The 17,840-nt window shown below is 72.6% G+C and carries 11 protein-coding genes; 8 read left to right on the top strand and 3 right to left on the bottom strand.

Features of this window, described 5'->3' with window-relative positions; all coding sequences use genetic code 11:
- Positions 1 to 881 precede the first annotated feature (881 nt).
- The 8 genes from ACFVHB_RS05420 to pyk all read left to right on the top strand — a co-directional run bounded on the left by ACFVHB_RS05420 (position 882) and on the right by pyk (position 14,561).
- Positions 882 to 2,837, top strand: coding sequence for an alpha-1,4-glucan--maltose-1-phosphate maltosyltransferase (locus ACFVHB_RS05420; RefSeq protein ID WP_380315585.1), 1,956 nt, complete (start codon positions 882 to 884; stop codon positions 2,835 to 2,837).
- Positions 2,834 to 4,558 (top strand): maltose alpha-D-glucosyltransferase, encoded by a 1,725-nt coding sequence (gene treS / locus ACFVHB_RS05415; RefSeq protein WP_380315430.1) that lies wholly within the window; start codon positions 2,834 to 2,836, stop codon positions 4,556 to 4,558. Before ACFVHB_RS05420 ends, treS begins: the two co-directional genes overlap by 4 nt.
- Before the next feature lie 254 nt (positions 4,559 to 4,812).
- Positions 4,813 to 6,303: a phosphotransferase gene (locus tag ACFVHB_RS05410; RefSeq protein WP_380315427.1), complete on the top strand. Its 1,491-nt coding sequence runs from the start codon at positions 4,813 to 4,815 to the stop codon at positions 6,301 to 6,303.
- A 105-nt stretch (positions 6,304 to 6,408) separates the two neighbouring features.
- Positions 6,409 to 8,814 (top strand): 1,4-alpha-glucan branching enzyme, encoded by a 2,406-nt coding sequence (gene glgB, locus ACFVHB_RS05405; RefSeq protein WP_380315424.1) that lies wholly within the window; start codon positions 6,409 to 6,411, stop codon positions 8,812 to 8,814.
- Positions 8,815 to 8,867: 53 nt separating this feature from the next.
- Complete coding sequence (locus tag ACFVHB_RS05400) at positions 8,868 to 9,551, top strand: hypothetical protein (RefSeq protein ID WP_380315421.1); 684 nt, start codon at positions 8,868 to 8,870, stop codon at positions 9,549 to 9,551.
- A gap of 130 nt (positions 9,552 to 9,681) precedes the next feature.
- Positions 9,682 to 11,814 carry a phosphate acetyltransferase gene (gene pta / locus ACFVHB_RS05395; protein ID WP_380315418.1) on the top strand — a complete coding sequence of 711 codons (2,133 nt, stop codon included), beginning with the start codon at positions 9,682 to 9,684 and terminating at the stop codon, positions 11,812 to 11,814.
- Positions 11,807 to 13,021 (top strand): acetate kinase, encoded by a 1,215-nt coding sequence (locus ACFVHB_RS05390; RefSeq protein WP_380315415.1) that lies wholly within the window; start codon positions 11,807 to 11,809, stop codon positions 13,019 to 13,021. Before pta ends, ACFVHB_RS05390 begins: the two co-directional genes overlap by 8 nt.
- Before the next feature lie 112 nt (positions 13,022 to 13,133).
- Entirely contained in the window at positions 13,134 to 14,561 is a 1,428-nt protein-coding gene (gene pyk / locus ACFVHB_RS05385) for a pyruvate kinase (protein WP_380315412.1), read from the top strand.
- Positions 14,562 to 14,633: 72 nt separating this feature from the next.
- On the opposite strand, the gene ACFVHB_RS05380 is transcribed toward pyk, so the two are convergent.
- The 3 genes from ACFVHB_RS05380 to ACFVHB_RS05370 all read right to left on the bottom strand — a co-directional run bounded on the left by ACFVHB_RS05380 (position 14,634) and on the right by ACFVHB_RS05370 (position 17,456).
- A complete protein-coding gene (locus ACFVHB_RS05380; RefSeq protein ID WP_380315409.1) occupies positions 14,634 to 16,004 on the bottom strand; it encodes a hypothetical protein in 1,371 nt (456 codons plus the stop codon).
- On the bottom strand, positions 16,001 to 16,654 hold the full coding sequence (locus tag ACFVHB_RS05375; RefSeq protein WP_380315406.1) for a DUF6114 domain-containing protein: 654 nt from the start codon (positions 16,652 to 16,654) through the stop codon (positions 16,001 to 16,003). The genes ACFVHB_RS05380 and ACFVHB_RS05375 overlap by 4 nt, the downstream gene beginning before the upstream one ends.
- Before the next feature lie 136 nt (positions 16,655 to 16,790).
- On the bottom strand, positions 16,791 to 17,456 hold the full coding sequence (locus ACFVHB_RS05370) for a DUF6230 family protein (RefSeq protein WP_380315403.1): 666 nt from the start codon (positions 17,454 to 17,456) through the stop codon (positions 16,791 to 16,793).
- Positions 17,457 to 17,840: the final 384 nt, after the last annotated feature.

Raw genomic sequence — 17,840 nt, 5'->3', positions numbered from 1 at the left:
TTTCCGGCCGCGGATCCTCCCCTTCCGCGCGCCGAAACTACTGTCGTACCGCTGCGAAAGTCTTGTCCCCGGTGCGACTATGAACCAAGGTCGTTGATGCTGTGGGGAGTGCGGCGACGGGTGGCGCCCTCCTCGAAGCAGCACGTCCGAATCCTTTTCGCGTTGATCGTTTCCCGACCTCCTTAGCCCATTCGGCGCTCACCGCACCCCGATGCGTGTCCTCGAACTCGGCCTGCTCGTTCACGGGTGGGTTGGGTCACCCAGGGGCGTGCCCCGGGAGGCGTGCGCCGGGACGCGCGCGGGCTCCCGGGCTGCCCGTCACGGGCTCGGCGGGAGCGGGGCAGGTTGCCGGGGACGGCGGCGCGGGCAGGCTTCCGGTCGCACGGCCTCCCCACCCAGCAGTCCCCCCGGTACTCCCCCGGCCCGTGCGGCCCGCGGGAGCTGCCGCCGATCTCGGGCAGGAGCTTGGCATGCACGGCGACACGCGGGACCAGTCCACACCGGTGGCCGACACCTTCGACGCGGCGGTCGCGGAATCCGCCGGACGGATGGATTCTGACACCCGGACAGACGCGCCGATGCCGGCGCCCCGGGGCGCCGGGGCTATCCGTACGGAGCAGCACTCCGAACCGGCCCGACAACCCGGGGCCGAGGAGAGCCGGACCGCGGCACCGCGCAAGCGCACCACCACGCGCCGCGCCACCGCCACGAGCACCGCCACCGCGAAGGCCGACGCCGGCTCACCCCCGAAGGCCCGTGTGGCGAAGGCCACCACCGCGAAGGCCACCACCGCGAAGGCCGACGCCGCGAAGGCCGACGCCGCGCCGCGCAAGGCGCCCGCCCGCAAGACCGCCGCCCGCAAGACGACAGAGAGCGACACCGTGATCGGCCGCATCCCCGTCCTGGACGTCAGCCCCCTCGTAGACGCCGGCCGCCGCCCGGCCAAGGCCGTGGTCGGCGAGACCTTCCTGGTCACCGCCACCGTGTTCCGCGAGGGCCACGACGCGGTGAACGCCAACGTCGTCCTGCGCGACCCGCGCGGGCGCAGCGGCCCCTGGACGCCGATGCGCGAACTCGCCGAGGGCACCGACCGTTGGGGCGCGTACGTCACCCCGACCGCGCCCGGCCGCTGGTCCTACCTGGTGGAGGCGTGGAGCGACCCGGTGGCCACCTGGCGCAGGACCGCCGCGGTGAAGCTGCCGGCCGGGATCGACACCGCGCTGGTGCTGGAGGAGGGGGCCCTGCTGCTGGAGCGGGCGGCCGGCGGCGTGCCGAAGAAGGAGGGCCGGGCGCACGTGCTGGCCGCGGTGGACGCGCTGCGCGACACCGGCCTGCCGCCGCTGTCCCGGCTGGCGGCCGCGCTCGCCCCCGAGGTGCTGGACCTGCTGGACCGCTTCCCGCTGCGCGAACTGGTCAGCGCCTCCCGGCCGCTGCCGCTCCAGGTGGACCGCGAGCGGGCGCTGTACGGCTCCTGGTACGAGTTCTTCCCGCGGTCGGAGGGCGCGGTGGTCGACCCGTCCGGGGTCGAGCCGCCGCGCTCGGGCACCCTGCGCACCGCCGCCGAGCGGCTGCCGGCCGTGGCCGCGATGGGCTTCGACGTGGTGTACCTGCCGCCGGTCCACCCGATCGGCCGAGCCTTCCGCAAGGGGCCGGACAACACCCTGACGGCCGGTCCGCACGACGTCGGCTCGCCGTGGGCGATCGGCTCGCCGGAGGGCGGGCACGACGCGATCCACCCGGACCTCGGCACCATCGAGGACTTCGACCACTTCGTGGCCGAGGCCCAGGCGCTGCACCTGGAGGTGGCACTGGACTTCGCGCTGCAGTGCTCGCCGGACCACCCGTGGGTGAACAAGCACCCCGAATGGTTCAGCCACCGCGCCGACGGCACCATCGCCCATGCCGAGAACCCGCCGAAGAAGTACCAGGACATCTATCCGATCAACTTCGACCAGGACATGGACGGAATCGTCAAGGAGACGATTCGAATCCTCAGGTTCTGGATGTCCCACGGCGTGCGGATCTTCCGGGTCGACAACCCGCACACCAAGCCGGTGGTGTTCTGGGAGAAGGTGCTCGGCGACATCGCCCGCACCGACCCGGACGTCGTGTTCCTGGCGGAGGCGTTCACCCGCCCCGCGATGATGCACACCCTGGGGAAGATCGGATTCCACCAGTCGTACACGTACTTCACCTGGCGCAACACCAAGCGGGAACTCACCGAGTACCTCACCGAGCTCTCCGGCGACGCCGCCGCGTACATGCGGCCGAACTTCTTCGCCAACACGCCGGACATCCTGCACGCCTACCTCCAGACCGGCGGCCGGGCCGCGTTCGCGATCCGCGCGGTCCTGGCCGCCACCCTCTCCCCCAGCTACGGCGTCTACGCCGGCTACGAGCTGTACGAGAACGAGCCCGCCCACCCCGGCTCCGAGGAGTACCTCCACTCGGAGAAGTACGAGCTGCGCCCGCGCGACTGGACCCGGACGGACACCCTGGCCCCGCTGCTGACCGCGCTGAACCGGCTGCGCCGCCGCCACCCCGCCCTCCAGCAGCTGCGCTCGCTGCGCTTCCACCCCACCGACAACGACCAGGTGCTCGCGTTCTCCAAGACCGCGACCACCGCCGAAGGCCTCACCGACCACGTCATCACCGTGGTCAACCTGGACCCGCACCGCGTCCAGGAGGCGACCGTCACCCTCGACGGGGACGGGCCCTTCGCGGTGCACGACGAGCTCACCGGCGCCGCCTACACCTGGGGCCGGCACAACTACGTCCGGCTCGACCCCTCAGCCGAGCCGGCTCACCTCCTCACGGTTCGGAGGAACCCAGCGTGACAGTGAACGAGCCCGTCCCCGACACCTTCCCCGAGACCTCGAAGAAGAACCTGGACCCCGAGTGGTTCAAGCGTGCGGTCTTCTACGAGGTGCTGGTGCGGTCCTTCCAGGACAGCAACGGCGACGGGGTCGGGGACCTCAAGGGGCTCACGTCCAAGCTCGACTACCTGCAGTGGCTCGGGGTCGACTGCCTCTGGCTGCCGCCGTTCTTCGCCTCGCCGCTGCGCGACGGCGGGTACGACGTGGCCGACTACAAGGCGGTCCTGCCGGAGTTCGGCGACCTCGCCGACTTCATGGAGTTCGTGGACGCCGCGCACGCCCGCGGCATGCGCGTGATCATCGACTTCGTCATGAACCACACCAGCGACCAGCACCCGTGGTTCCAGGCCTCCCGGGAGGACCCGGACGGCCCGTACGGCGACTTCTACATGTGGGCCGACGACGACAAGCAGTACCCCGACGCCCGGATCATCTTCGTCGACACCGAGACCTCCAACTGGACGTACGACCCGGTGCGCAAGCAGTACTACTGGCACCGGTTCTTCTCCCACCAGCCGGACCTCAACTACGACAACCCCCGGGTCCAGGACGAGATGATCGCCGGACTGCGGTTCTGGCTCGACCTCGGCATCGACGGCTTCCGGCTGGACGCGGTGCCGTACCTGTTCGCCCGCGAGGGCACCAACTGCGAGAACCTGCCGGAGACGCACGAGTTCCTCCAGCGGGTCCGCAAGGAGATCGACGCCAACTACCCGGACACCGTGCTGCTCGCCGAGGCCAACCAGTGGCCCGAGGACGTCGTCGACTACTTCGGCGACTTCGCCTCCGGCGGCGACGAGTGCCACATGGCGTTCCACTTCCCGGTGATGCCGCGGATCTTCATGGCGGTCCGCCGGGAGTCCCGCTACCCCGTCTCGGAGATCCTGGCCAAGACCCCGCACATCCCCAACGGCTGCCAGTGGGGGATCTTCCTGCGCAACCACGACGAGCTGACCCTGGAGATGGTCACCGACGAGGAGCGCGACTACATGTACGCGGAGTACGCCAAGGACCCCCGGATGCGCGCCAACGTGGGCATCCGCCGCCGGCTCGCCCCGCTGCTGGAGAACGACCGCAACCAGATCGAGCTGTTCACCGCCCTGCTGCTCTCCCTGCCCGGCTCGCCGGTGCTCTACTACGGGGACGAGATCGGCATGGGCGACAACATCTGGCTGGGCGACCGGGACGGCGTGCGCACGCCGATGCAGTGGACCCCGGACCGCAACGCGGGTTTCTCCTCCGCCGACCCGGGCAGGCTCAGTCTGCCGCCCATCATGGATCCGGTGTACGGCTACCAGGTGACCAACGTCGAAGCGCAGCAGAGCAGTTCGAGTTCGCTGCTGCACTGGACGCGTCGCATGATCGAGATCCGCAAGCTCAACCCGGCGTTCGGCCTCGGCACGTACACCGAACTGCCCTCCAGCAACCCCGCGGTGCTGGCCTTCGTGCGTGAGTACGAGGGCGACCTGGTCATGTGCGTGAACAACTTCTCGCGGTTCGCGCAGCCGACCGAACTGGACCTGCGGCAGTACGGCGGGCGGTACCCGGTCGAGCTGATCGGCGGGGTGCGCTTCCCCTCGATCGGCGAGTGGCCGTACCTGCTCACCCTGGCCGGCCACGGCTTCTACTGGTTCCAGCTCCGCCGGCCCCCGCGGTTGAGCGGCACCAGGCGATCGAAGTAACGATCCGTCGGCGACCCGCCCCTCCGGGTCGCACCGGCACCACCAAACCCTCCGGGGGCGCGAGTTGAACCTCACGCGCCCCCGGAGGTCTCTGCACCACCGCGTACGGAGAACAGCCCAACGGCCACCCACACGAAGGCGTGACACCCGAGCACCGCTCGCGTGCCGTCGCCGCCGCGCCGCCGAATTCCGGAAGACTGACGGACCCGGCCAGACCCGTCGGGCAGTCCGCCCGCTTCCGGGGAAAGGGAGTCATGTCCGAAACCTCCCGTTCTCAGGCCCACGTGCACCGCGACACCCCCGCCGGCTCCGCGCCGGTGGGCACCCGCGGGGCCGCCGGGGCCCGGAGAACCGCTCTGGGGGTCAGCGAACTCGTCCAGGCGGCCCTGCCCCTGATCGCCGACTGGCTCCCCACCCAGCGCTGGTACGCCGGCAAGGGACGGCCCATCACCGGTCTCACCCCGGTGGTCGGCACCCCGCTCCAGGTCGGCGACCCGGCCCTGCTGCACCTGCTGCTGCGGGTCGAGCACGCCACCACCGCCGGCGCCCCGCACGGGGACATCTACCAGCTGCTGCTCGGCGTCCGGTCCCAGGGCCCGGCGGACATCGAGCCGACCGCGGTCCTCGGCCGGCTCACCCAGGGCCCGTACGACGGCGCCGCGCTGTACGACGCGGTGCACGACCCCGAACTGACCGGGCGGCTGCTGGAGCACCTCGCCACCGGTGACCGGTTCGGGTCACTGTCGTTCCGCCGCACCCCCGGCTCCGGGCTGCCGGCCAACCTGCCCGGGCGCGCCTCCACGGCCGAGCAGTCCAACAGCTCGGTCATCTACGGCACCTCGTACATCCTCAAGCTGTTCCGCCGCATCCATCCCGGCACCAACCCCGACCTGGAGCTCTCGCTGGCGCTCTCGCGGGCCGGCTCCACCCGGATCCCCCGGGTCGCCGCGTGGTTCGAGAGCCGGCTGGAGCGCGCCGAGCCGGCCACCCTCGGGCTGCTCCAGCGCTACCTGCCCGAGGCCGAGGACGGCTGGGAGCTGGCGCTCGACCAGGTCGGCCGGCTCAAGGGCGACCCGTCGCCCGGCAACTTCGCCATCGAGGCGCACCGGCTCGGCCGGGCCACCGCCGAGGTGCACCGGGTGCTGGCCCGCTCGATGCCGGTCGCCCGGCTGGACCGCACCCAGACCCGCCAGCTGGCCACCGCGATGGCCGACCGGCTGGACAGCGCGGTGGCCGCCGTCCCCGGGCTGATGCGGTACCGGGCCGCGCTGCGCACCGCCTTCCAGCAGCTCGCCGACGCCCACCCGGACGGCATGCCGGTCCAGCGCATCCACGGCGACCTGCACCTCGGCCAGGCCATGCGCACCCCGCACGGCTGGGTGCTGCTGGACTTCGAGGGCGAGCCCGCCAAGTCCGTCGCCGAACGGCGCGAACCGCAGACCGCGCTGCGGGACGTCGCCGCGATGCTCCGCTCCTTCGACTACGCCGCCGCCCACCTGTTGGCCGGCGGCCCGCCCGACCCGGAGCTGGCCCACCTGGCCGCCGCCTGGGCGCAGCGCAACCGCACCGCCTTCTGCGCCGGCTACACCGCCGGCGGCGGCATCGACCCGGCCGCCTCGCCCGAGCTGATGCGGGCGCTGGAGATCGACAAGGCGGTCTACGAGGTGGTGTACGAGGCCCGGCACCGGCCGAGCTGGCTGCCGATCCCGCTGGCCGCGATCAACCGGCTCGCGCTCACCGTCTGACCCCCGCCCCGCCGCACCACCCGCCTGTCCGCCGCCCCGGAGTTCACCCGCACCCCCGCCGCCGACGTTCCCGCGACCACCCCGATCCCGCAGGAGGACCACGCCGTGACGCCGCTCGACCCGACCGGCCGCACCACCCGTTCCGTGCCCGCCACCTTCCTGGCGGCCGCGGCGTCCCCGCAGCGCGAGCCCGCGGCGCCCCGGCGGTCCGAGCCGCGCGCGACGGCGCGCCCCGCGCCCGGCGGCCAGGCCCCGGCCCCGGCCCACCGCGCACCGGCGGGCCCCGCCCCCGTACCCGCACCCGCGCCCGGCGGCGTGCTGCGGCTGCCCGAGGCGCCGCTGCCACCGGCCGAGGTGGACCGGCTGGTCGGCGGGCAGCACCACGACCCGCACGCCCTGCTCGGCGCCCATCCGGTGCTCGGCGGCACCGCGATCCGGGTGCTGCGCCCGTTCGCCGAGCGGGTCGTGGTGGAGACCGCGCACGGCCCGGCCGAGCTCACCCACCAGCAGGGCGGCCTGTTCACCGGACTGCTGGCCGGCGACGGGGTGCCGGACTACCGGCTGCTGGTGACCTACCCCGGCGGCGACCCGATCGCCCAGCACGACGGCTACCGCGTCCCGCCCACCCTCGGCGAGCTGGACCTGCACCTGATCTCCGAGGGCCGGCACGAGCAGCTCTGGCAGGCGCTCGGCTCGCACGTGCGCACCGTCGACGGGGTGGCCGGCACCGCCTTCGCGGTCTGGGCCCCCAACGCGGTCGGCGTCCGGCTGATCGGGGACTTCAACCACTGGGACGGCACCGGGCACCCGATGCGCTCGCTCGGCTCCTCCGGCGTCTGGGAGCTGTTCGTGCCGGGCCTGGCCGAGGGCACCCAGTACAAGTACGAGATCCACACCCGGCAGGGCTGGGTGCTCGACAAGGCCGACCCGCTGGCCCGGGCCGCCCAGGTCCCGCCCGGCACCGCCTCCGTCGTCACCTCCTCCGCCTACCGCTGGCAGGACGGCGAGTGGATGGCCCGCCGCGCCCGCGCCGCGCACCACCGGGCGCCGATGTCGGTGTACGAGCTGCACCTGCCGTCCTGGCGGCCCGACCTCACCACGTACCGCGCGATCGCCGAGGAACTCCCGCGGTACCTCAAGGAGTTGAACTTCACCCACGTGGAGTTCATGCCGGTCATGGAGCACCCCTTCGGCGGCTCCTGGGGTTACCAGGTGTCGGGCTACTACGCCCCCACCGCCCGGCTCGGCAGCCCCGACGACTTCCGCTACCTGGTCGACGCCCTGCACCGGCACGGCATCGGCGTGATCGTCGACTGGGTGCCCGCGCACTTCCCCAAGGACGACTTCGCGCTCGCCCGCTTCGACGGCCACCCGCTGTACGAGCCGTCCGACCCGCTGCGCGCCGAGCACCCCGACTGGGGGACGCTGGAGTTCGACTACGGCCGCACCGAGGTGCGCAACTTCCTGGTCGCCAACGCGGTCTACTGGTGCGAGGAGTTCCACATCGACGGCCTGCGGGTGGACGCCGTCGCCTCGATGCTCTACCTCGACTACTCGCGCGAGGGCGGCGCCTGGACGCCCAACCAGTTCGGCGGCCGGGAGAACCTGGACGCCGCCGCGTTCCTGCAGGAGATGAACGCCACCGTCTACCGCCGCTGCCCCGGCGTGATCACCGTCGCCGAGGAGTCCACCGCCTGGAACGGCGTCACCCGGCCCACCGACAGCGGCGGCCTCGGCTTCGGCCTGAAGTGGAACATGGGCTGGATGCACGACTCGCTGGTCTACATGTCCAAGGAGCCGGTGCACCGGAAGTACCACCACAACGAGATCACCTTCTCGATGGTGTACGCCTACTCGGAGAACTACATCCTGCCGATCTCGCACGACGAGGTGGTGCACGGCAAGCAGGCGCTGGTCGCCAAGATGCCCGGCGACTGGTGGCAGCAGCGCGCGAACCACCGCGCCTACCTGGGCTTCATGTGGGCCCACCCGGGCAAGCAACTCCTCTTCATGGGCCAGGAGTTCGCCCAGGGCGCGGAGTGGGACCACGAGCACGGCCCGCAGTGGTGGGTGCTCGACGAGCAGTGGCCGGCCCACGAGGAGCACCTCGGCGTGCGGCGCCTCGTCCGCGACCTCAACCGGCAGTACCTCGACGCCCCCGCCCTCTGGGAGCAGGACACCACCCCCGACGGCTTCCGCTGGCTCGACGGCGGCGCGGCCGAGGACAACCTGCTCTCCTTCGTCCGGTACGCGGCCGACGGCACCCCGCTGGTCGCCGTCTGCAACTTCTCCCCCGTCGTCCGCCACGGCCACCGGGTCGGCCTGCCCGCCCTCGACGGCCGCGAGCAGCTCTGGGAGGAGGTGCTCAACACCGACGCCGAGACCTACGGCGGCAGCGGCATCGGCAACTCCCGCCCGATCAAGGCCGAGGCCACCGGGTGGAACGGCCAGCCGCGCAGCGCCGAACTGGTCCTCCCGCCCCTCGCCACCCTCTGGCTCCGACCGGCCTGAAGCATCTAGGCTCCCCGCCTGAGACCGATCATCGGCAGGCGGGGGGCTTGCTCGTGTCACTGGTACTGGGATTGCTCTACCTGCTGCTGCCCGCGGCCTGCTGGGCCTTCGTGGTGCGCACCCGGGTCGTCGGGGTGACCGTCTTCACCGTCCTCACCGGCCTGGCCGTCGCGCTCGTCGGCCTGGAGGACGACTGGTACTTCACCCGCGCCACCGCCGAGATCGAAGCCGGCTACCCGCTCGTCTGCGGCCTGGTCATCCTGGCCGGCGGGCTGGCCGAGCGGCGGCTGCGCGGCCCCCGGCCGAAGAAGGAGTCCAACGACCCGGCCGTCGGGGCGGCCGTCGCGCTCACCGCCCACGCCCTGGTCGGCTGCGTCATCGGCGTCGGCTACCAGCTCCTCGGCTTCGAGGCCTTCCTCCCCGACGCCGGGGAGCTGTCGCTGCCGCCCGGGCTGACCGTCGTCTCCGAGACCGACGGCTACTGCGGCTCGAACTTCTGCTCCCGGACCCTTCTCGTCGGCAGCACCACCGGTCTGCCACCGGCCGAGGTGGCCGCCCGCCTGCGGGCCGCGCTCGCCGCCGACGGCTGGACCCCCGGCCCCCGCAACACCCTGCGGCGGCCGCACGGCTGGCTGCTAGACGGGCGCCTGTCGGACATCTCGATCGGCGAGGACCCGCGCGGAGCCGCCGTGGACCTCGCCGGCTCGGAAATCGACGCGGGATCCGGCCGCCCCTGATCCCGGCCCCGCCCGACGTGACCTTCGCCCCTTGCGCCCGCCGGGCGGCTCTGCTCGCGAACGGATGGTCCCGGTGCGAAGGTATGGTCGATATGACCACTTCCTGAGACGACGGGACGGAGACAGCCGCGTGGCGCGCAGCGTGTACGTGACCGGGATCGACCGGGGAGACGGCCGCCAGGCGGTCGAACTCGGGGTCATGGAACTGCTCACCCGCCAGGTGGACCGGGTCGGGGTCTTCCGGCCGCTGGTGCACGCGCACGCGCCCGGCGAACCCGGCTCGGACCACGTCGTCGAGCTGCTGCGCACCCGCTACCGGATCGACCTGCCGGCCGACGAGCTGTACGGGCTCACCTACGAGGAGGCGGCCGCGCTGCAGGCCGCCCAGGGGCAGGACGAGCTGGTCTCCGTCCTGGTCGACCGGTTCCGCACGGTGGAGCGGCGCTGCCAGGCGGTGCTGGTGCTGGGCACCGACTTCGCCGACACCAACATCCCGGACGAGCTGGCCTTCAACGCCCGGCTCGCCAACGAGTTCGGCGCGGCCGTGCTGCCGGTGGTCGGCGGGCACGCCGAGGACGCCGAAGCCGTGATCGCCGACGTCCGCAACGCCCACCGCGCGTACACCGATCTCGGCTGCGAGACCCTGGCGATGGTCACCAACCGGGTCGCGCCGGGCGCCAAGCAGCGGATCCAGCGCGCGCTCACCGAGAAGCTGCCGATCCCCGCGTACGTCATCCCGGAGGAGCCGGCGCTGGCCGCGCCGACCGTCGCGCAGCTGGTCGAGGCCACCGGCGCCGAGGTGCTGCTCGGCGACGCGGCCGGCCTGGCCCGGGACGTCCGCGGCTTCGTCTTCGGCGGCGCCATGCTGCCGACCTTCCTGGACGCGCTGACCGACGGCGCCCTCGTCGTCACCCCCGGGGACCGCGCCGACCTGGTGATCGGCTCGCTGGCCGCCCACGCCGCCGGCGCCCCGCCGATCGCCGGCGTCCTGCTGACGCTCGGCCAGCACCCCGGGCCGAACGTGCTGGCGCTGGCCGCCCGACTCGCCCCCGGCACCCCGGTCGCGGTCGTCCCCGAGGGCAGCTGGCCCACCGCCGCCACCCTCACCCATCTGGAGGGCAAGCTCTCCGCGGCCAGCCCGCGGAAGGCCGAGATCGCCCTCGGCCTGTTCGAACTGCACGTGGACACCGCCGAGTTGACCAACCGGATCGAGGTCGGCCGGTCCGAGCGGGTGACCCCGATGATGTTCGAGCACGAGCTGCTGGAGCGGGCCCGCTCGGAGCGCCGGCACGTGGTGCTGCCCGAGGGCACCGAGGAGCGGGTGCTGCGCGCCGCCGAGATCCTGCTCCGCCGCAACATCTGCGACCTCACCCTGCTCGGCGACGTCGACGCCGTCCGCCGCAAGGCCGCCGCGCTCGGCATCGGCCTCGACGTGGACCGGGCGGCCGACCGCGCCCAGCTCCGGATCGTCGACCCGGCCACCAGCCCGCTGCGCCGCCAGTTCGCCGAGCTGTACGCCGGCCTCCGCGCGCACAAGGGGATGACCGTCGAGCTGGCGCTGGACGTGGTCACGGACGTCAGCTACTTCGGCACCCTGATGGTCCAGGAGGGCATCGCCGACGGCATGGTCTCGGGTGCGGTCCACTCCACCGCCGCCACCATCCGGCCCGCCTTCGAGGTGATCAAGACCTCGCCGGGCGCGGCCATCGTGTCGAGCGTCTTCTTCATGTGCCTGGCCGACGAGGTGCTGGTCTACGGCGACTGCGCGGTCAACCCCGACCCGGACGCCCAGCAGCTCGCCGACATCGCCATCCAGTCCGCCGCCACCGCCGCCCAGTTCGGCGTCGAGCCGCGGGTCGCGATGCTCTCGTACTCGACCGGCACCTCCGGCTCAGGCGCGGACGTCGACAAGGTCCGCAAGGCCACCGAGCTGGTCCGCGAGCTGCGCCCGGACATCCTGGTCGAGGGACCGATCCAGTACGACGCGGCGGTGGACGAGCACGTCGCGGCCACCAAGCTGCCCGGCTCGCCGGTGGCCGGCCGGGCCACCGTGCTGATCTTCCCGGACCTCAACACCGGCAACAACACGTACAAGGCGGTCCAGCGCTCGGCCGGCGCGGTGGCCGTCGGCCCGGTCCTGCAGGGCCTGCGCAAGCCCGTCAACGACCTGTCGCGCGGCGCGCTCGTCGAGGACATCGTCAACACGGTGGCGATCACGGCCATCCAGTCGCAGGAACGCAAGGAGCGGAGCAACGGTGAGTGAAGGTACGCGCGTTCTCGTCCTGAACGCCGGCTCCTCGTCGGTGAAGTACCAGCTGATCGACATGCTCGACGGCGCCCGGCTGGCCTCCGGGCTGGTCGAGCGGATCGGCGAGGCCAACGGCCGGCTGGTGCACACCCCGCGCACCGGGGAGAAGCGGGAGGCCCTCCAGGTCGTCCCGGACCACTCCGCCGCGCTGAAGGCGGTCGCCGACGAGCTGGCCGCCGACGGCCTGGGCCTGGACTCCCCCGAGCTGGCCGCGATCGGCCACCGGGTGGTGCACGGCGGCCTGCGGTTCACCGCGCCGACCGTGATCACCGACGAGGTGCTCGCCGAGATCCGCCGGCTCATCCCGGTGGCCCCGCTGCACAACCCGGCCAACATCACCGGCATCGAGGTGGCCCGGGCGCTGCGGCCGGACCTGCCGCAGGTCGCCGTCTTCGACACCGCCTTCCACGCCTCCATGCCCGAGCACGCGGCCCGGTACGCGGTGGACAAGGCGGTCGCGGACGAGCACCGGGTGCGCCGGTACGGCTTCCACGGCACCTCGCACCAGTACGTCTCGCGGGCCACCGCCCGGCTGCTCGGCAAGGACCCGGCCGAGGTGAACGTGATCGTGCTGCACCTCGGCAACGGCGCCTCGGCGTCGGCCGTCAGCGGTGGCCGCTGCGTCGACACCTCGATGGGCCTCACCCCGCTGGAGGGCCTGGTCATGGGCACTCGTTCGGGTGACATCGACGCGGGCGTGGTGTTCCACCTGCACCGGGTCGGCGGCCTGTCCGTCGACGAGATCGACGACCTGCTGAACCGCCGCAGCGGCCTGCTGGGCCTGTGCGGCGACAACGACATGCGCGAGATCACGCGCCGGGCGGACGAGGGCGACGCCGACGCGCGGCTGGCCTTCGACGCCTACGTCCACCGGCTGCGCAAGTACATCGGCGGCTACTACGCCGTCCTCGGCCGGGTGGACGCGATCGCCTTCACCGCGGGGGTCGGCGAGAACGCCGCCGCGGTGCGCGCGGCGGCCACCGCCGGGCTGGAGGAGCTGGGCATCGCGGTGGACCCGGAGCTGAACTCGGTGCGCTCCGGCGAGGCCCGGATCATCTCGTCCGGGTACTCCCGGGTGGCGGTCGCCGTGGTGCCCACCGACGAGGAGCTGGAGATCGCGCGACAGGCCTTCGCCCTGGTGCACGGGCAGTCCGGGAACTGACGGCCGTCCGGGGACTGACACTCCGTCGTCTCGCTCCTCGGAATCCTTCGTCGGCGATTCCTCGCGTTTCGTGCCGAATGCACCTATAACACGAACGGATAGACTGACCCATATGCGCCGAGCGAAAATTGTCTGCACCCTGGGTCCGGCGACGGACTCCTACGAACAGCTGAAGGCCATCGTCGAGGCGGGCATGAACGTCGCCCGACTGAACATGAGCCACGGCACCCACGCGGACCACGAGGAGCGGTACCGCAAGGTCCGCCAGGTCTCGGAGGACACCGGCAAGGCCATCGGCGTCCTGGCCGACCTCCAGGGTCCCAAGATCCGTCTGGCGACCTTCGCCAACGGTCCGGTGACCGTCGACAACGGCGACGAGTTCACCATCACCACCGAGGACGTCCCCGGTGACCAGCACATCTGCGGGACCACCTACAAGGGCCTGCCCGGCGACGTGAAGCCCGGCGACCCGATCCTGATCAACGACGGCGTCATCGCCCTGGAGGTCGTCAGCGTCGACGGCCCGCGGGTGAAGACCGTGGTGGTCGAGGGCGGCGTGCTCTCGAACAACAAGGGCATCAACCTGCCCGGCGCGGCCGTGAACGTGCCCGCGCTCTCCGAGAAGGACAAGGAGGACCTGCGCTTCGCGCTGGCCCTGGGCGTCGACATGGTCGCCCTCTCCTTCGTCCGCAACGCGGCCGACATCAAGGACGTCCACGCGGTCATGGACGAGGTCGGCATCCGCGTGCCGGTCATCGCCAAGATCGAGAAGCCGCAGGCCGTGGAGGCGATGGAGGAGATCGTCCTCGCCTTCGACGCCATCATGGTGGCCCGCGGCGACCTGGCCGTCGAGTACCCGCTGGAGCGGGTGCCGCTGGTCCAGAAGCAGCTGATCACCCTGGCCCGCCGGAACGCCAAGCCGGTCATCGTCGCCACCCAGATGATGGAGTCGATGATCCACGCCTCGCGCCCGACCCGCGCCGAGGTCTCCGACGTCGCGAACGCCATCCTGGACGGCACCGACGCGGTGATGCTCTCCGCCGAGTCCAGCGTCGGCAAGTACCCGGTCGAGACCGTGCGCACGATGAGCCGGATCGCCGAGAAGGCCGAGGAGGAGCTGCTCGCGCAGGGCCTCCAGCCGCTGAACCCGGGCCGCAAGCCGCGCACCCAGGGCGGTTCCATCGCCCGCGCCGCGTGCGAGCTGGGCGACTTCCTCAACGGCAGGGCGCTGGTCGCGTTCACCAAGTCCGGTGACACCGCGCGCCGGCTCTCCCGGTACCGCTCGCCGATCCCGGTGATCGCGTTCACCCCGGACCACGCCACCCGCAACCAGCTCTCGCTGAGCTGGGGCGTCGAGGCGCACGTCACCGAGCAGGTCGGCTCGACCGACGAGATGGTGGCCCAGGTCGACCGCGAGCTGCTGCGCATCGGCGAGCTGGGCGAGGGCGACACCGTCATCGTCACCGCCGGCTCGCCGCCCGGCATCCCCGGCAACACCAACATGGTCCAGGTGCACCACCTGGGCACCCGGGGCGAGTAGGCGCCCGGAACACGCCCGTGGGGCGGTCCCTCCGCAGTGGAGGGGCCGCCCCACGGGCGTTGTCGCACCGGCCTACCGGTTGCCGACGTACGGCTTGTCGTCGTTGTAGAGCTGCATGCCGGGGATCTTCAGCGTGCCGCCGAACTGGCCGGACTGGATCGCGGTGACGTTGGTCATCTGCATCCAGAGCGGGATCTCCAGCTTGCCGATCAGGTCGTACAGCCACTGCGGCAGCGGGCCGTCCGGGGTGAGGGTGAGCTCGCCCAGGTCGATCGGGATCGGGATGCCCAGCACCTGGGACAGGTGGCCGGACATCCGCTCCACGTACATGGTGATCGGGCCCTTGCGCATGGTGGAGACCGAGCCCGGCGCGCCCTTGACGTGGAAGGTCTTGCCGTTGCCCTCCAGTGTCGACATGTCGAGGTTCTCGATGTCCACGCTCTCGACCACGAACTTCAGCACCCGCTTGGTGGTGGTCGGCGTCTGGACCTTGACCACGCCCATCAGGACGGCGTGGTTCAGGGTCAGCCGGCTGGTCTGCAGGGTCCAGTTCTGGTCCGGGACCAGGATCGGATTGTCCGCCGAGTCACCGGCGGCCAGGCCCTTCAGCGGGACCAGGCAGTTCGGGTCCTTGCTCGGCGTCGCCGAGGCGGACGGCGTCGCGGTGGAGGAAGCGGACGGCGTGGCCGAGCCGGTGGCCTTCGCGCTCGCGGACGGCTTGGCGGTGGCGGTGGCCTTGCCGCTCGGCGCGGCGGACGCCGCCGGGCTCGGCGCGCCCGCCGGAGCGGCCGGAGGCGTCGTGGCGGCGGAGGACGGCGCGGGCGCGGCGGGGGCCGCGAGCGGGGCCACCGCCCGGTCGCCGGCGGCCGGCGCGGACGCCGACGGGCTCGCCGTGGTGGCGGAGGCCGACGGGCTCGGCGAGGCGCTCGGGTGGATCAGGTTGGTGATCCCGCCGACGATGTCGTCGATGAGCCCGGCCTGGACGACCCCGCCGGAACCCGAGCCGGTGGTCGCGGACCGGACCGGCGCCGAGGCCGGCGTCGACGCGGGCGCCGGAGCCTGGGTGGCCGGGGCCGGAGCCGGAGGCACCGTGGTGGGCGTGGTGGGCGTGGTGGGCGTGCTCGTCGGCGCGGCCGTCGGGGTCGCCGGGAGCGGCACCGACGGGCCGGGCAGCGGCGGGGGCAGCTCGCTCTTCGGAACGGGCGTCTCCGCGATGATCGGCCCGGCGTCCGGCGCGGTGGCGCACGGCTTGCCGGCGGCGGTCTCGGCGACCGCCGCGTTCGGCGTGTAGGCGGCGGCCATCAGCAGCGCGGTCGGCACCGCGGCCATCGCCAGCGCCCGGCCTCTCAGCCGGACCCGGACCGGCGTCCGGGGCGCCGCGTGCCGCCCGGAGCGCTGCTCCGGCAGGGCCGGCCGGCCCTGCTGCTCCTCCGGCGCGGTCACCGTGCCTCCTCGGGCTCACCGGGCTGCTGCGGGACGGTGCCCTCGGCGGCGGGGCCCTTCTCCAGGAGCGGCGACCCGCCCTGGCCGGGCACGGCCGGCAGCGGGGCGGTGGCGGCCTCGGCGGCCGGGGCGGCCTCGGCGGTGGCGGGCTGCACGGCGGTGGCGGACCCGGCCGACGACGGCGGGACCGTCGCCTGGGCGGCGGCCGCGGCGACCGGCCCGGCCTCGGCCCCCGGCTGGACCGGGTTCGGCGCCCAGGCGACCATCAGCGCGCCGCCGATCAGACCGGGCAGCAGGGCGAGGCCGAAGCCCGCCAGGTTGGAGACCGGGATCGAGATCAGCGTGAGCAGCATGGTGGCAACGCCGGCGAAGACCCGGACGGCCGGTTGGAACCAGGCGGTCAGGCCGAGCACGACCAGCAGGATGCCGATGATCAATGACCCGGCGCCGGCCGTCGTCGCCATGGTCACCGTCATGCCGTTCAGCGACAGCTTCGCGTACGGGAAGTACATGATCGGGACGCCGGCAAGCATGGCCAGCAGGCCGCCGTAGTACGGCCGCGTCCGGCGGAAGGTACGGAACACCCGGCGCACCCACTGGGCGGGGTTCTCGTGCTCGGCGGGCCGGTATTCGGCAAGGGCGCTGGACACGATGCAGCTCCTCGATGGTGTGAACGAGGGGGAAAACGGAAGGGGGAGGACCGGGGACGGCGCACACGCCGCCCCCGACCCCCCGGGGTGCCACGGTCGGGCGGCGGATCGGGACGACCCGCCGCCGGTCAGCGGCTCAGTAGCACTCGTGCCCGCCGTCGGTGTGCAGGTTGAGCTTCAGGCCCTGGAGCTTGAAGGTGCCGGCCGAGGTGGCCCAGGCGGTCTGCTGCACGTTGGACAGGTCGGCCTTGTCGGCGGCCTGGGCGAAGCCGACGCCGCCGGAGGGCAGGCCGGTGCCGAGGCGGGACTTCCAGCCCTGGACGGCGGAGCCCTTCAGGGTGGAGGCGTCCTGGCCGATGTTGATGTTGGTGAACTCGGCGTCCGCGTTCAGCTGGTCGAGGTCGATCAGCAGGTTCTTCGCGGAGACCTGCTTCGCCGGGTCGTCGCTCTGGCCGGCCTCGAGGCGCAGGGTGATCTTGGGCAGCTTCCACGGCAGACCGGGGATGATGTTCGGGTCGGTCACCACCGACTGGCAGAGGCCCTTGATGGTGGCCGAGTCGAAGGCCGAGACGGCGACCGGGTGCGGCGTGCCGTTCACCTCGGCGTCGATCGAGCCGAACTGCGCGAAGTTGGTGCCGTGCAGCTCCTGCGTGGTGACCTTGAAGTTCTGGCCGGAGACGCTGAACGAAGCCGCCAGCGCGTTGTTCGCCATCGCGACACCGACCGCGGCGGTGGCGGCGATGCCCGGCACCATCACCAGGGCGAAGCGCTTCCAGCGGGTCTTGCCGTAGGTCTGGGACATGCGAGTCCTCCTTCTAGGACGTACATCTCCGGCGCCCGGCGGTGCGTCCCGCACCGGTGGGGGCCTGGGATGGGAGAGAGCTACGTCCTCGGTAGCGGAAAGCGCCGTGGGCGTCGTCGGACGCGGGAGCGGCCGGCACCCGGCGGCACTCCCGTCCCTTCACCGACCACCCTCGTGGGGCGGCGGGCAGGACCGACGACAACGGCGATCACCCCCGAGCGACAACCAGCGACCGCGCGGGCCGCGCGGCCGGATCGAAGGACAGGAACCGCCGTGGGACCGCGGATACCCCCCTGCCCTCCCTGCCGACGGCCTCGGCCGACGGCTCGCCCGGTGGGGATCCCTCGCTCCGCTCGCCGACCGGCTGCCGGAGGGGTGGAGTCT

It is taken from the genome of Kitasatospora sp. NPDC127111 (assembly GCF_042677465.1).
Classification (GTDB): Bacteria; Actinomycetota; Actinomycetes; order Streptomycetales; family Streptomycetaceae; genus Kitasatospora.
Note: the sequence above shows the minus strand (reverse complement) of the source record. Positions and strands in the feature narration are given on the sequence as shown.